Source organism: Pseudoalteromonas rubra, assembly GCF_004212645.1.
GTDB classification, from domain to species: domain Bacteria; phylum Pseudomonadota; class Gammaproteobacteria; order Enterobacterales; family Alteromonadaceae; genus Pseudoalteromonas; species Pseudoalteromonas rubra_G.
In genome coordinates this window covers 83,407-98,157 of sequence record NZ_PPUZ01000039.1, presented here as the reverse complement: position 1 = coordinate 98,157, position 14,751 = coordinate 83,407, and the positions used below count along the sequence as shown (strand labels likewise).

Genomic DNA, 14,751 nt, shown 5'->3' with positions numbered 1-14,751 from the left:
GTAGCATGGTAACCACAAGGTAACAGTATAGAGGTTAAATGCTGATCTTATTGGTTGAAGACGACGCGGTGTTGGCCGCCCAGACGATAGACTTTCTCAATGCAGAGGGCATTGAAGTCGATTATGCCGCAACTTTGGGTCGTGCAAGAGAGATTGCGGCGCAAACCGCCAGTTTTGATAAATATGATGCGATTATTTTAGATATGAGCTTGCCCGATGGCAACGCGCTGAGTTTGCTGCAGCAATCGCTGGCCGGGTTTGATGCCCCTGTATTGTTTTGTACTGCGGCAACATACCTTGACGATAAACTTGCCGCGTTTGCGGCCGGTGCCCTGGATTATATCACTAAGCCCTTTGCGCTGCCTGAGCTGGCCGTACGGGTCAAGCTGTTGGCGGGTAAAGTGTCTAAGTGCAACCAGGTGTTTGAATTGGGTAGTCTGCATGTGGATTTTTCGGCAAAAATTGTCAGACGGGGTAACCGCACTATCGTGTTATCCCCTCAGCAATGGCTGCTGCTTACCCTGTTGGCAGAGCAGGCACCGGCGCCGGTTAGTAAGGCTCAGATCCTGCGCCACATCTGGCCCGACAGTGAGGTGAACAACAACATGTATAAGTCTTTGTTAACCAGGCTTCGGTATAATCTGAGCCGCGATAATGAGCCCTCTGTGATACAGACACTTAAGGGGCAGGGCGTGGCACTGCGAGAATCGAGTTGATGAGACAAAAAACGCTCAGAGGGTATTTAGCCAGGCGGCTATTTTTGTTGTTTGGGGTGTTTTCTCTGATCTGGATTTGGGTGGCCAGCCAGGTGTATCACTACGCCTGGGATGGGACATCAGACTATTACCTTTATCAGGACCTTGAGGTGGCGCTCTCAGGCCAGTTGAGCTTACCTTATCAGGATAGCACTAAGCTGATGGGCAACTGGCAAGACCTGCCCGCAGACTATCAGCGTGTTTTTAAACACAACGGGCTTGGGCCAGACGAGCAAGCCCGTGAAGTCACTCAGTTGCTGATGCTGGGCGATGATTACGTGTATATCTTGCGCTATGCCGAGGTACCTTATGAGCCACTTTATATTGTGCATCGTATTGCACAGCAAGATTCCCCCAGCCTGCTGGCGGTGTTTATTGCCTTGACCCTGGCTTTGTTTGTGCTCGGTGTGCTGAGCTGGTGGCCTGCTCACCGGCGTATTGCGCGAGAGTCTGAGCGCCTGACAGCCAATTTAGGGGCCCCAGAAAACTCGCCAGGCGCAGAGTTTGAAGAGTTTTCTTCTCAGTCTATCCTGGCTGCGACCGATGCGTATGCGCAGCAGTATACGCAACAGCAGGAACGCCTGTATTCCGCTTTTTTAAGTCATGAACTCAATACCCCGCTGGCACAAATCCAAAATACGCTTGCCCGCTTTGAGCAGCTGGATGAGCTGCCGTTGGATGCACTCCCTCTGCTGGCGCAACTTGAACAATCGGGTCAGGACCTTAGGTCGCTGAGCGAGGCTATTTTGTTATTGTGCCGAGCCGATCAGGCGCGTCTGGATGTGGCTGATCTGCGGGCGTGTCTGACAAGCTGGCAACAGACTTGGCAGCGGCAGGGGTTGGTTATTGAGTTGAACTTACCTGCACACCCGGTCAACCAACCAGTGCAGTTGCGCCTGCTGATGCTGCTCCTGGAGCAGCTGGCCAAAAACGCACTGCAACATGGTGAGGGAGCACTTACTGTCATGCTGAGCGATAAAGAAATGACCTTCACCAATCGTGTGTGTGGTAAGCAAGTGCACCATGGCCAGGGGCTAGGCACCCGGATCATTGAGCGCGTGTGTGCGTGTTTTGGCTGGCGGGAGCAGCGTAATGCTGGCTCGCTATTTATACAGACTATTCGCTTTTATGATAATAGCGGTTGAATCAGCACCTCTGTTTTAACAGAATTGGCGATAAAACACAGCGCATGAGCCTCATGATGTAGGGGATCCAGATCGATTTGCTCGTTGGCATGCTGTCCGGCCAGGGTGACTTTGGGTCTCAGGCACACTTGTGTCATCGCTTTTCTTCCGCTTGTGTCTTCACTGAGTACACCGACCGCCTCATCAACGTAACTTTTTACTACGATGCCGGCTTTAGCAGCCAGGTGGAGGAAAAACAACATGTGGCAGCTGGAAAGTGACGCAACAAACGCTTCTTCCGGATCGGCATATTCAGGGACTGAGTAGGGTTGGGGCACGATATTCGGTGATGCAGAGGCGGGTATTTCAGCACCATCACCGAATTGCCACTGGTGTGCGCGGCTGTATTTTTGTTCCGTAAAATTATCATGCTGGTCTAGCTGCCAGCGAATGGTTGCAAAGTACCGGGACATCTTATTACTCCTGATTGCGATGACTGGGGTCAGTATGGAGTTGAAATGCTATGAGTAAAAGCGATAATAACTCAATCTGCTGTTAATTTTTTTCACATCATGATAGAAGCAAATATATCGCTCTCAGCGCTGCAGAGTTTTGCTGTGGTTGCGGCCGAGCTGAGTTTCACCAAAGCGGGGCAGATCCTGCATAAAACTCCTAGTGCGATAAGTCACCAAATGAAGTTGCTTGAACAACAGCTGGATGTACAACTGTTTTACCGAAAGTCGAAAGGGGTGGTGCTGACACCGGCTGCTGAGCTGCTGCTGAAAGATGTGCATAATGGGCTGTCGCAGCTCAACGCAGGCGTTCGCCGGGCCAGGCTGAAAGCGCAAACAGACAAACACACCATAGTGCTGGCTGTGATCCCCTCACTACTGGAACACTGGCTGTTACCCAGGCTCACGCGTTTATATCAGGCTTTACCCCATATACAGCTAGAGCTGATAGCCATGGACCAGCTGGCCGATTTTGCCAGCAACCGGGTGCATGGCCATCTGCACTTTGGCCGAGGTGAATTTGCCAATCTGACTAGCCGTTGGTTGGCGGATGAGCATACTTATCCGGTGATATCGTCCGCACTGCGCAAGCAATTCCCTGAGGTGTTGTCACTGGCTGACTGGATGAGACAAGTGCCGCTGCTTGCTTATCGCAGTGGCCTCGAGGATGCACCTGCCAATCTGGGTTGGGAGACCTGGTTGAGCCGCTTTCAAGTCTCAGCTGGGGATGCGTTACGTGTGGATACTTTCAGCCATGTGGGCCTGGCTATGGGCGCAGCCAAATACGGCCAGGGAATAGCCCTTGGCTGGCACCATATCGCGCAACAGGCTCTGAATGACGGCGTGCTGGAATCAATAGGTACAGAATCCATCAAACTCGCTTTTTCATATTACCTGGTTGCGCCCGAGCAGCATTGGCTCAGAGCTGAGTTCATGGCTTTATTTGAGTGGCTTAATACTGAATTTGCAACCTCGTCAGGGGAGGTGGATTTTTAGTCAAATTTTTACCCACATTGATGGGGCGTGACTATACTCTGAGTGAACATTTCCAGAATAAATGGACTGGCTTTCTATCAGAGTGAAGGAATAATGGAGTTAAATACGTTAAGCACGCGCATCAGCGCAGGGTTTGTACTGGCTTTTTTGATCCCCGCTGCAATTGTTATTGCGGCGCTTTTTCAGTTAGCTGAGCTGGAGCAAAGTAGCACTCAGTTTAGTACCAATGAACTGGCCAGTGTTAAGCATATGCAGGCACTGAGATCTAACTTCGAGGACTCTAAACTCGAGCTGAAATCCTGGATGGCTGGGGGCGGCCAGCAACACTTGCAAGGTCGACGTGAGGCATGGCAAAACATTGACGAGTCACTTTTTAAAATTAAGCGACTGCCCCAGTCTGCGTTGAGCCAGACACAGATCTCTATGCTTGAGAATAAACTCAACGAAGCCAGGCTAATACAGCAAAAAATTGAAGAAATCGCTCAGTCGGAGGCAAATTTTCCGGGTTTGCAGGTATTTTTTAATCAGGCCATGCCCCGTGCGCAGCAAATTATCAATGCAGTGACGCTCACCATAGAGTGGGAGAACGAACTGGCGGCCGAACCGTCGCGCAAAGAACTACTAAAAAACCTGGCCGATTTTCGTGGCGGCTTTACCAGTGCGTTGGCATCGGTTCAGGCATTTTTGCTCAGTAATCAGGAAACCTACTTCCTGGAGTTTGAACGTCATCGCTCCTGGCATGAAGATGCCTGGCTGAATATACAACAGCAGCAGGCATTACTGAGTGCTCAGCAAGCCATTCAGATCCAGAAAGTGACTCGATTAAGACAGGAGTTCTGGCAGCTTCTGCCACAAATTTTTGAACTCAGAAGAAGCAATAGCTGGAATAAAGCTGAGAATACCTGGCGTGAGCTGTTGGGGCCGCTAACCAGAGCTCTTAAGAACCAGCTGATAGAAATCGAACTGGCGCAACAACAACTTGCGGACCAAAGCCTGACAACCAGTCAGAGTAGTCTTGCAGATTTAACCCGTCTGGCATCTCTCGCCATACTCGTCGCCGCATTGCTCACAGGGTGTATCGCCTATTTAATTAACCGGCAAGTCGGTCAGTCGCTATCACAGGCTATTTCGGTGGCTGATAAGGTTGCGGATGGTGACTTTAGTGCTAATGTGCAGCTTCAGGGCAGTAAGGAAATTAAGCAGTTATCTCAGTCGCTGGCAAAAATGACAGAGACCTTACGGGCCATAACTCAACATGCCAAAGAGATAGAAAAAGGGAATTACACGCAAGACTTTACGCCCAAAGGTGAGCAAGACTTATTGGGCATGGCGTTGAATGCCATGACAAAAAACTTGCGAAATACCCATCAGCTTTCACAGTATCAGACTTGGCTAAAAGCCGGCCAGGCGGACATTGCAGAGCGTTTGACGGGGACTCAGTCTGTCGAGCAAATCTATAAAATTTCCTGTGATTTCTGTAGTAGCTATCTGGAGGCTGAGGTCGGTGCTTTATATGCGTTGGAGGGGGATCTTTATAAGCTGAAAACCAGCTATGCCTATAAGTACCGAAGCACAGAAAATACCGAGTTTAAGCAAGGTGAAGGCCTGGTTGGCCAAGCAGCTTTAGAAGGTAAACTATTGTACTTTAATGGTTTGCCAGAAGAGCATGTATCGATGTCGGTGGATTCTGGTTTGGGGCAATCGGCTGCGAGATATGTGGTCGCGGCTCCGATCAAAGACAAGCGGCAAAATGAAGTGGTGTTAGCAGTACTGGTTATCGCAAGTGTTAAACCGTTCTCAGACATCAGCTTGGAGCTACTTGAGCTGTCTTCCGATGGTATTGCCCAAGCTTTGGCATCAGCGCTGTCACGGGGCAGGTTACAGGAGCTGCTGGATGAGTCGCAACAGCAGGCAGAGGAGCTTGAGTCTCAGCAACAGGATTTAAAAGCGGCCAACGAAGAGCTGGAGCAGCAAACGCAGGAGCTTAAACGATCGGAGGAAGAGTTAAGAGAGCAAAGAAGCCAGCTTACTCAGACCAATACTCAGCTCACCGAGCGTACAGATACGTTACAAAAGCAAAAAGTCGAAATTGAAAACGCGCGTATTGAGCTGCAACATCGCGCAGAACAATTAGCGGTATCGAGCAAATATAAGTCTGAGTTTTTGGCCAACATGTCGCACGAGCTAAGAACGCCGCTTAATAGCTTGCTGTTATTGTCGCAGTCTTTGGCTCGCAACGCCGACGGCAATTTAACGGAAGATCAGCTTGAAGATATTGAGGTTATTTACAATGGTGGCCAGTCCTTACTTACGCTTATTAATGAAATTCTGGATTTGTCGAAAGTTGAGGCTGGCAAACTTAAGCTGATCTCAGATCGGGTGAATTTACACGGCTTTGTAGCGCGGCTGAAGAAACAGTTTGATCCGATCGCAAAAGAAAAAAACCTTGAGTTTAAAATCACGATTTCCCCGTTAGCACCTCAGGATATAGAAACAGACGAGCTCAGGCTGGAGCAAGTGCTGCGTAATCTACTCTCGAATGCTTTTAAGTTTACGGAGCAGGGATACGTAGAATTATGTATCGAGCCGGTTGACGGGAGCGTTAAGTTTAACAATCCGGCGCTGAGCGCAGAGAGCTGTTTAAGCTTTGTGGTGAAAGATACTGGCATTGGTATAGCGCAAGATAAACAACAGGCGATTTTTGAAGCCTTCCAGCAAGCCGACGGGTCAACCAGCCGGGCTTTTGGTGGGACTGGCCTTGGGTTGACGATATCGCGGGAGTTTAGCCACTTGCTGGGCGGAGAAATTCAGCTGACCAGTGAGGTGGATAAGGGCAGTGCCTTTGCTTTATATATTCCGCGTCACAAACAGCCGGAAAACGAGCAGCAGGACGAGCCGCAGCCACAACCAGAGGTGCACACAAACCAGGCGATTCAGCAAAGCGACTTTGTCAAAGTGCATGATGATGCTTTACTGGCCGAGCGGCAACCAGCCGATACAACACTCAGCAATACAATGGTCACCACAGACGCGGCATCAGACTTGGCTACCGAGCAAAATAGTACGGTTCTGATTGTGGAGGACGACAGCCAGTTTGCCAGCATTTTATCTGATATTGCTCGCAAACATCAGTTTGACCCGCTTGTGTGCTCTCGGGCCGAGCAGGCATTAAACATGATACAGCAAGCGCAGCCCAGTGCGGTGATACTGGATATTGGGCTGCCGGATATGGACGGCATGACATTGCTGGACACCCTAAAGTCGGAGCCTAAAACACGCCAGATCCCGGTTCATATTGTGTCGGGAAAAAACAAAGACCCGAAAGCACTACAAAAAGGGGCTATCGACTTTTTAACTAAGCCCGTGTCCTTGGAGCAGATGGAGCAGGTTTTCGCTAAGTTTGAGGTCTTGCTGCAAAAGCACATTAAGCATTTGCTGTTGGTGGAAGATGACACCCACGCCTGTAAAGTGATTAAACAGGTTTTACAGCAAAAGGGGTTAGTGTTGCATATTGCCAACGATGGCGCCGCAGCCATGGAGCTTCTGAAGCAACATCAGATAGACTGCTGTATTGTTGATTTGAATCTGCCGGACATATCGGGTTTTGAATTGCTTGAAAGAATGGACGCGGAGGCGGAACTGGCGTTACCGCCGATCATTGTTTATACCGCGCAGGAGCTAAGCCGGGATGAATATCACCAATTGTTGCGCTTTACCGACAAAATTGTACTGAAAACCGACCATGCGCCGGTGCGTTTGCAAGATGAAGTGGAGCTCTTTTTGCATTCGGTGGAGCAGCGCTTACCACCTAGCGTAGTCGCTTCCAAACGCGAAGATATGAGTAGTCAACCTGTTGATCTGTCTGGCTTTCATGTGCTTTTGGTTGATGATGATCTGCGCAATACCTATGCTTTATCCAAGTTACTGAAGGAGCAAGGGCTTGCTGTCACTATGGCCGATAATGGTCAGCTGGCGCTGGAAAAACTTCAGCAGAATGAGCAGTTTGATCTGGTGCTGATGGATATCATGATGCCTGTGATGGATGGGTTTGAAGCCATGAAACATATTCGTGCAGACATTTCACAAAACCTGCCAATTATCGCCCTAACGGCAAAGGCGATGAGTGAAGATAAGCAAAAATGTCTTGAGGCTGGAGCCAGTGACTACCTTGCAAAGCCCGTTGATATCAATGTATTGATCTCTATGATGAAAATCTGGTTATACGAAACCCAAAATGCAAGTGACAGACTCCATTGATACGGCAGCGCTATCGGGCCGTGAAACCAAACTCACCGCTGAACAGGCGCTGGAAGTAGACATTTTACTGGATGTTTTGTATCAGCGCAGCGGCTACGATTTTTCTCAGTATGCCCGCAGTACACTGGTCAGGCGTTTGCAAAACTGTTTGCTCATGGAAGATTTGCCGCACTTTTCGTACCTGATCCCCAAAGTACTGTACGAAAAAGGTTACATGCACAAACTGTTGCAGGAACTGTCGGTTAGCGTCACCGAGTTTTTTCGTGATCCGGCCTTTTTTCAGTCTCTGGAGCAGCATGTCCTGCCGGTTTTAAATACCTTTCCCTTCTTTAAAATTTGGCACGCCGGGTGCGCCACTGGTGAAGAAGTATATTCTCTTGCGATGCTGTTAAAGGCGCATGGCTTATATGACCGGGCTAAGATTTATGCAACCGACTTTAATGACCGCATTTTGGATAAAGCCAAAGCGGGTATTTTTTCGGAAGAGACGATGCGCCAGGGAGAGTTGAATTACAACCAACTGGCAATATCTCAGGGCTCCCCATTTCAGGAGTATTTCTCGACCCAATATCACAGTAGCAAAGTCCGTATGGAGCTGGCCAGAAACATAGTGTTTGCCAATCATAATTTGGTTTGCGACGGGGTCTTTGGTGAGATGCAGCTGATACTTTGCCGCAATGTAATGATTTACTTCGATAATACATTAAAAAAGCGGGTGATTGATTTGTTTGATCAAAGCCTGCATCACAGTGGCTTTTTGGGGTTGGGGCGGCTTGAGAACCTTGATTATCTGGACACCAGTGCACGATGGCATTTGCTGGACAACGCAGCGACGCTTTATCGTAAAGTGCCTGGTATTTAACTAGGACTAAAGGCTTAGCATAATTTGTTTGTTTTGGGCGGGACGCTGCGATTTTTGTACTAAGCTTGAAGAAGCTGGAAAGCAATAAACCAGGATGATTTATGGAAGCGATGAAGCAAAGTGCGGTACAAGAAGACGAACGCACCAAACCGACGATTTTGATTGTTGATGACAGGCCAGAAAACCATCGGGTGGTGAGAAAAATCCTCGCGGATATGCGTGCCAATTTCCACTCTGCCGAGTCGGGGCATGAAGTGTTGTCACTGGTTTTGCGGCACAAGTATGCCGTGATCCTGTTGGATGTAATGATGCCCGGTATTGATGGCTTTGAAACAGCCTCTTTGCTGCGTATGAATGACGAGACCAAGCATACACCCATTATATTTATTACCGCAGCAGATCACACCGAAGCACTGGAGTTCAAAGGCTATGAAGTCGGTGCAGTCGACTACTTGTTTAAACCCATCAACGCACATACGCTGTACAGCAAGGTGCAAGTTTTTCTGGAATTGGAACAGCAAAGAACGAAGCTCTTACAATCTTTTCAGGATATTCAGGAGCTTGAAAACAAAAATCGGCTTTTGCTCAAATCTATTGGTGAAGGTATTTTAGGCGTTGACACCCAAGGGTGTATCACTTACACCAACCCCGCAACCGAGAAAATTCTCGGCCTGAGTGAAAACACCTTAGTCGGCGCAGATGTGGCGGAATTTATTTGTCTGTCGACCTCTAGTGCGGGTAATGCAGGATGGGAAAACTGCAGGATCTTCGAGCATTGTGCAAAGGGTTATACCTATCGCGATTCTTATGGATTGTTTAAAGACAATGATAAACGTATGTTTCCGGCAGAGTTTATTGCTACCCCTATCTATGAAAACAACACTTTATTTGGCGTCGTTATTGCTTTTCAGGACATCAGCCAGAAGCGCAGTATCGAGGAGCAACTGAGCCGTTTATCGCAGTTTGATACCTTAACTGGCCTGGTTAATCGCAGCACCTTTGAGAAGCACTTGCAGCAAGCTATCAAGCGCAGCCTCAGGCATAATCGAGAGTTTTCGCTACTGCATCTCGACCTGGATCATTTCAAACAGGTTAACGACCAGTTTGGTCATGAGGTGGGCGATATTTTACTTCAGGAGGTGGGGCACAGGATTGTAAAAACGGTCAGTGACGGTGACATTGTCGCCCGCATAGGTGGCGATGAGTTTGTGATATTGCTCGAGAACTTTATCGAGCAACATGTCAGAAATGAGGCGGCGCTTGCCGAGCATTTATTAAGCCATTTGTCGAGCGCTTATCTCATTCGCGGTCACGAGATTTACATTGGGCCCAGCATTGGTATTGCGCGCTTCCCGGGCGCCGGTGAAGATAGCGTCAGCGTATTAAGAGCGGTAGAGCTGGCGATGTATCGGGCAAAAAAGCAGGGCGGGCAGAACTTTCAGTTTTTCACCGAAGAATTGCACTTACAGGCTATGGCATCGCTTGAGCTGGAGCAAAAACTCCGCGCGGCGATTGAGCACGAAGAGTTTACCTTGTTCTATCAGCCGCAGTGGGACATCAATAATAACCGGGTTAATAAGGTTGAAGCGCTGTTGCGCTGGTTTCCCGCGGATGGTAGCAGCCTGGGTCCTGGCGTGTTTATACCTAAGCTGGAAGAAATGGGCCTGATCAATAAAGTTGGTGAGTGGGTGGTCGATCAGGCCTGCCGGCAGGCCAGGAAATGGCGAACTGAATATGCCAACCCACCTTGTATTGCGGTCAACCTGTCGATGGAGCAATTACGCCGCGAGGAGTTGCCCGAAATGGTGTTTTACTTGTTGCAAAAGTATCAGTTACCAGCCGATGCCATAGAAGTTGAGGTAACGGAGGGCATGATGATGCAAAATCCGCAGCAGGCAATTGAAATTCTCAATGCCTTTCAGCGGCTGGGGATTGCGGTGGCGATTGACGATTTTGGTACGGGTTACTCGTCGTTTAGTTATCTGGTCCATCTGCCGATAAACACATTAAAAATTGATCGAGAGTTTATCCGTAAACTGGGAGAAGATGAAAAGTGTGAGATGGTGGTGCGGGCCATAATTAGCCTTGCACATAATATGCATTTGAAAGTGGTGGCAGAAGGGGTCGAAACAGAGCAGCAACTGACGTTTCTGCTAGAACAAAAATGTGACTACATTCAGGGTTATTATTTTGCAAAACCAGCCTCTGCGGCACAGGTGCGGCTCGAGCCATGATCCTTGCTAAGCGTAACTTCGGGTAAATGGATCACGATAGCTTGTGAGGTAATGTAAACCACCCAGTTGATTGCTCTGATCTGTGGGTAGTAGCCCTGGCCCTCATTGCCAAAGATCCAAAATTGCCCGATGAGCGCATCTGCAAATGTTGCCAGTATCATAGCGGTTGCCATTAAACATCGGGACCTTACAGGCAGATTTGTATTGATCAGAAAGCATAAGCCCAGCAGTGCGGCTTGTGCAATAAATACGGCGTAGATGCCAGTCATCAGGGAGACGTACCAACCACTGCCGGGGATGTGCATGTTTAAATAGCTGAGCAACCCCATCGCGGCTGTGATCAGCATAGCAATAACAAAATAGCGAGTCTGGCGAGCAGAATAGCCCAGCAGACGCCAGCAAGCGATAAACATCAGAGTATAACCGGGCATAAAAAACCACACTGAGTCTGCCAGGTAGTCATGTTTCACTACCTCGCCATGTTGAAAGTAGCTCTGTGTCAGGTTGAAATTAATTACGTCGCCTGTCAGGCAAAGGAGCATGGAAAAAACCATCAGATTGGCAAGGACCTGGCCTGGGTGCCCATCTTGATACTGGTAGACGGAGTGCCTTATCATTAGGCTGTTGATGAACAAGATAGTCAGAGTCATTGCTTCGAAGCTGAGCACCCAGGCGCGGGTTACGCCTTCCACAGACCACACACCGAGCAGGGTTAACAGCAAGTCGAGCACCGCACAGGCGATGATCAAAACGCTGATTTTGACTGTATTCCAGCGGGGTTTCATCCTGAGTCCTTGTTCAATTACCAAAGCTGAAGGTACAACTTTTAACAGGATTCTCGATGCAAAAGCAATGCTTTTTGTGTAGATTGCTAGGGTTGAGAGGAAAATTATGTCACAAATAAAAACCACATTGTCTTTGACTTTTTCAGTCTGTGCCCTGGGTATCGCTATTTACAGTCAAGTTGCTCGGCCACCCGCGCTGGCCACTGGACCTGGTTATCCTGAGTCACCTGCATCTCAGTCGACTCAAAATGGCTCTCATGTTGTTAGTCATCAGGGCGAAAATAGCCCTGGACAGACTGATGTGAAGCAGTTAACTGAGCAAATTCACTATCTTCAGGAGCGCGTACTTGAGCTTGAAAACCGCGCGTTTGTAAATCCCATGTCGCCAGAGTCTCTTGAAGAGTCTGTGCTGGCAATTTTGGAAGAAAAAGAGCAACAAGAACGTGCTGCGCACAGAGAAAGCAACCCTGTCTACGGGTTTTATGAAGACTTGCCCGACGACTATGAGATGCGCCTGAAAACCGACCCGGAATATGCGGATAAACTCAGCAGGCAGTTACAGCAAACCGTGTTGAATGAGAGCTTACCTGTGATTGATCGTCTGTCGGCTATGGGCCAGTTGCAGATGAATATGTATGTACTCAATCGCACCCAAATGGACACCATGAGCTACGATACGGTAGACGCTGTTATAAAAATCAGTCGCGGTCAGTACGAGGATAAGTTACGTGTTCAGGCGTTGGATGTGGTGGCGCAAACGCCTGTGGTAGATGCGCGGATCGCGCGTTCATTGCTGGATATTGTAGAAAAGGAAAGCAACGACTATATGCGAGCAACGGCGGCGGAAGGTTTGATGTCGCAATATTATCAAGCCAATGATGAGCAATATCCGGGTCTTAAACGTCAACTTGCGAATGATATTCTGAAGCTCTACAACAATGATGTTGATAATCAGGTATATAACCTGATGCAGCGGATGATAGGGGATGAAGAGCTGTTGGAGCAGATCCGCAAAGATGCCAATAAATAACCGGGTGCCGTTAACGGCACCTTTTCTGCTCCGAAAATCTGCAAATTTGTTTCTAAATACCTTAAATTAGACTATTTTTGTGTTATACATATTAGAAAATAACTCTAAAAATTAGTGCTGTCGTCGAGTTGGGTTTAGGCGGCAGCAAAGGAAGGTATAGCCATGTTGCCGTTGCGGCTTTCCATAAAACACAAAATTACCCTGGGCTTTGGTGGGATCGGCATGTTGCTGGTCATTGCCAGCGCCCTTGCTTACTGGGCACTGTTGGAAATCCAACGCGCAAATCATAAAGTAACTGACACCGCCCAGCCTATTTTGCATGCCGCCGAGCAATTTCAGCAGCAACAGCTGAGGATCAGTAATTGGATCTCCAAGGCATACAGTGCAGACGACGAAGCCAGTGTACGACAAATCCAGCAGGCGTTTAATCAGGCCGAATCCCGCGCTCAGCAGCTGCTGGCAGATCTGGAGAATCGCGCAGCAGAAAATCCGGGGTTAATACAGCCGCTACAGCAAGTTGCTCAGGTCCGTACATCGTTACGGGCATTTTCAGAGGCCTTATTTACAGCACGCCTAGAGCAGTTTCAGGCAGTTACCAGTATTCACGAAGGGATTAACGCATTCTTTGAAGACCGAAATGCCGCCGGTGGTGCGATGTTGGATATTGAGCTTATTGAAACCCCAGATAGTCGACTAAGAGATGAGGTGGCAGGTACCGGGATCCGAATTGATGATTTGCTATTTACGTTGGAAAATAATGTCCAATCTCTTGCGCAGGTGGGACCAGATAAACTGGCCACTCACCGCGAAGATGTGGGCTTTATTGTAGATAACATCAGTGACAATCTGGCCTATTTGAAACGCCAATCGGCTGGCTTGCCAATGGCTCCCCTGTTGCAGCAATTTGAACCTGCCTGGGCGAACATAACGCGTCAGCTTAAAACGCCCGGCACTTTGTATCAGGCTTTGGCACGTCGTCATGCTGGGCAGAAAACGGCTATGCAGAGTTATCAAAGTGCAGAGCAGGCTTTTGCAGCATTGTTTACGCAAATTGACACTATTCAAAATCAGGCTCAGAGCCAGTTTGACCTGTATCAGCAAGAGTCTGATCAGCTTATCGAACGAGCGCAAAGTGCCGCGCTGATGCTAGTCCTGATATTTGCCGCTCTGGCAGTGGGGATTGCCATTTCTACCAGCCGTGCCATGCTCAACCCATTGGCAGCCGTCAACAAAATGCTCAGACATATCGCCAGTGGCGATTTTTCGAGGCAAATTGTCAAACGCCAGGATGATGAATTTGGCACGCTGACCGACAACATTAATCAGGTAAAACAAAACCTCAGTAGCTTGCTGGAAGAGATCGATACACAGGTACAGGAATTGAAAAGTCAGGCTGGCTCGTCGCTGGAGCGCAGTCAGACTCTGACTCGCCGGGCAACGGGTCAGGTCGAGCGCACAGACAACGCACTGCGTATTGCATCCACCATCGCCAGCAGTGCTGTTGATGTGTCGAAGCAGTCCCAACATGGTGTGTCCGGGCTGAAGCATGCGCAGCAGTTGAACCAGGAAACAGCGCACAGTGTTATGCAAAATAAACAGAAAATCATGTCGCTGAGCGGCACGATGGTGGAGTCTGTGGGGGCAATGGAAGGACTCAGATCGCACAGTGAGCGGATTGGCAAAATACTCGATACCATTGTTGCGATTGCGGAGCAAACCAACCTGCTGGCGCTGAATGCGGCCATTGAGGCTGCCAGAGCGGGTGAGCAAGGTCGCGGCTTTGCGGTGGTGGCTGACGAAGTTCGGCAACTTGCTATTCGCACCCAAAATGCGACCCAGGAGATCAATAAAATGATTGCGGCCTTGCAAGCCGATACTCATGCAACGGCAACCCTGATCCAAAATGGCGAACAGGATGTACGGGAATGTGCTGAGCAAAGCGAAGAGTTAGCGAATAATATGGCTCAGGTGAGTGAGGCCATAGAGCAGGCCACCACGTTAAGTGAGCGGGTGCTCGACGCGGCAAATCATCAGGCAACGCATTGTGAAAGTATTGCAGGTTTGATGAAAGAGGTGCAGGAAACAGCCGCTCGCAACTCACAGGAAATGGGCTTTATGGCCAAAGACAGTGAGTCACTTAGCGGGTTTGCTGCGCGCCTGACCCAGCTCATTGAACGCTTTAAGCTCTAGACGCCA

At 49.0% G+C, this 14,751-nt stretch carries 10 protein-coding genes; 8 read left to right on the top strand and 2 right to left on the bottom strand.

Annotated features, from left to right (window positions below):
- The first annotated feature begins 38 nt into the window (after nt 1–38).
- Together C3B51_RS14665 and C3B51_RS14660 are read left to right on the top strand one after the other, a co-directional pair.
- The gene (locus C3B51_RS14665; RefSeq protein ID WP_130245519.1) at nt 39–716 is read left to right on the top strand and encodes a response regulator transcription factor; all 678 of its coding nucleotides are present in this window, start codon (nt 39–41) and stop codon (nt 714–716) included.
- Nucleotides 716–1,900 carry a HAMP domain-containing histidine kinase gene (locus C3B51_RS14660; protein WP_130245518.1) on the top strand — a complete coding sequence of 395 codons (1,185 nt, stop codon included), beginning with the start codon at nt 716–718 and terminating at the stop codon, nt 1,898–1,900. The genes C3B51_RS14665 and C3B51_RS14660 overlap by 1 nt, the downstream gene beginning before the upstream one ends.
- Here C3B51_RS14660 and C3B51_RS14655 read toward each other — a convergent pair.
- The gene (locus C3B51_RS14655) at nt 1,882–2,352 is read right to left on the bottom strand and encodes an OsmC family protein (protein ID WP_130245517.1); all 471 of its coding nucleotides are present in this window, start codon (nt 2,350–2,352) and stop codon (nt 1,882–1,884) included. The genes C3B51_RS14660 and C3B51_RS14655 overlap by 19 nt on opposite strands.
- 99 nt (nt 2,353–2,451) lie before the next feature.
- Between C3B51_RS14655 and C3B51_RS14650 the strand changes: the two genes are divergently transcribed.
- From C3B51_RS14650 to C3B51_RS14635, 4 genes are all read left to right on the top strand, one after another.
- Complete coding sequence (locus C3B51_RS14650; protein WP_130245516.1) at nt 2,452–3,387, top strand: LysR family transcriptional regulator; 936 nt, start codon at nt 2,452–2,454, stop codon at nt 3,385–3,387.
- Between the two features lie 93 nt (nt 3,388–3,480).
- Nucleotides 3,481–7,644 (top strand): response regulator, encoded by a 4,164-nt coding sequence (locus tag C3B51_RS14645; protein WP_130245515.1) that lies wholly within the window; start codon nt 3,481–3,483, stop codon nt 7,642–7,644.
- The gene (locus tag C3B51_RS14640) at nt 7,622–8,506 is read left to right on the top strand and encodes a CheR family methyltransferase (RefSeq protein ID WP_130245514.1); all 885 of its coding nucleotides are present in this window, start codon (nt 7,622–7,624) and stop codon (nt 8,504–8,506) included. The genes C3B51_RS14645 and C3B51_RS14640 overlap by 23 nt, the downstream gene beginning before the upstream one ends.
- 101 nt (nt 8,507–8,607) lie before the next feature.
- Nucleotides 8,608–10,740 (top strand): EAL domain-containing protein, encoded by a 2,133-nt coding sequence (locus tag C3B51_RS14635; protein ID WP_130245513.1) that lies wholly within the window; start codon nt 8,608–8,610, stop codon nt 10,738–10,740.
- Here the strand turns inward: C3B51_RS14635 and C3B51_RS14630 are convergent.
- Nucleotides 10,692–11,525, bottom strand: coding sequence for a hypothetical protein (locus C3B51_RS14630; RefSeq protein WP_130245512.1), 834 nt, complete (start codon nt 11,523–11,525; stop codon nt 10,692–10,694). The genes C3B51_RS14635 and C3B51_RS14630 overlap by 49 nt on opposite strands.
- A gap of 106 nt (nt 11,526–11,631) precedes the next feature.
- On the opposite strand from C3B51_RS14630, the gene C3B51_RS14625 reads away from it, so the two are divergent.
- On the top strand, nt 11,632–12,555 hold the full coding sequence (locus C3B51_RS14625; protein ID WP_130245511.1) for a hypothetical protein: 924 nt from the start codon (nt 11,632–11,634) through the stop codon (nt 12,553–12,555).
- Nucleotides 12,556–12,717: 162 nt separating this feature from the next.
- Nucleotides 12,718–14,745: a methyl-accepting chemotaxis protein gene (locus tag C3B51_RS14620; protein WP_125717287.1), complete on the top strand. Its 2,028-nt coding sequence runs from the start codon at nt 12,718–12,720 to the stop codon at nt 14,743–14,745.
- Nucleotides 14,746–14,751: the final 6 nt, after the last annotated feature.

Excerpts from the sequence above, each read along its gene's own strand:
- C3B51_RS14650 (WP_130245516.1), top strand. The coding sequence starts at position 2,452 with ATGATAGAAGCAAATATATCGCTCTCAGCGCTGCAGAGTTTTGCTGTG.
- C3B51_RS14630 (WP_130245512.1), bottom strand. The coding sequence starts at position 11,525 with ATGAAACCCCGCTGGAATACAGTCAAAATCAGCGTTTTGATCATCGCC.
- C3B51_RS14660 (WP_130245518.1), top strand. The coding sequence starts at position 716 with ATGAGACAAAAAACGCTCAGAGGGTATTTAGCCAGGCGGCTATTTTTG.
- C3B51_RS14635 (WP_130245513.1), top strand. The coding sequence starts at position 8,608 with ATGGAAGCGATGAAGCAAAGTGCGGTACAAGAAGACGAACGCACCAAA.
- C3B51_RS14620 (WP_125717287.1), top strand. The coding sequence starts at position 12,718 with ATGTTGCCGTTGCGGCTTTCCATAAAACACAAAATTACCCTGGGCTTT.
- C3B51_RS14645 (WP_130245515.1), top strand. The coding sequence starts at position 3,481 with ATGGAGTTAAATACGTTAAGCACGCGCATCAGCGCAGGGTTTGTACTG.
- C3B51_RS14640 (WP_130245514.1), top strand. The coding sequence starts at position 7,622 with ATGCAAGTGACAGACTCCATTGATACGGCAGCGCTATCGGGCCGTGAA.
- C3B51_RS14655 (WP_130245517.1), bottom strand. The coding sequence starts at position 2,352 with ATGTCCCGGTACTTTGCAACCATTCGCTGGCAGCTAGACCAGCATGAT.
- C3B51_RS14665 (WP_130245519.1), top strand. The coding sequence starts at position 39 with ATGCTGATCTTATTGGTTGAAGACGACGCGGTGTTGGCCGCCCAGACG.
- C3B51_RS14625 (WP_130245511.1), top strand. The coding sequence starts at position 11,632 with ATGTCACAAATAAAAACCACATTGTCTTTGACTTTTTCAGTCTGTGCC.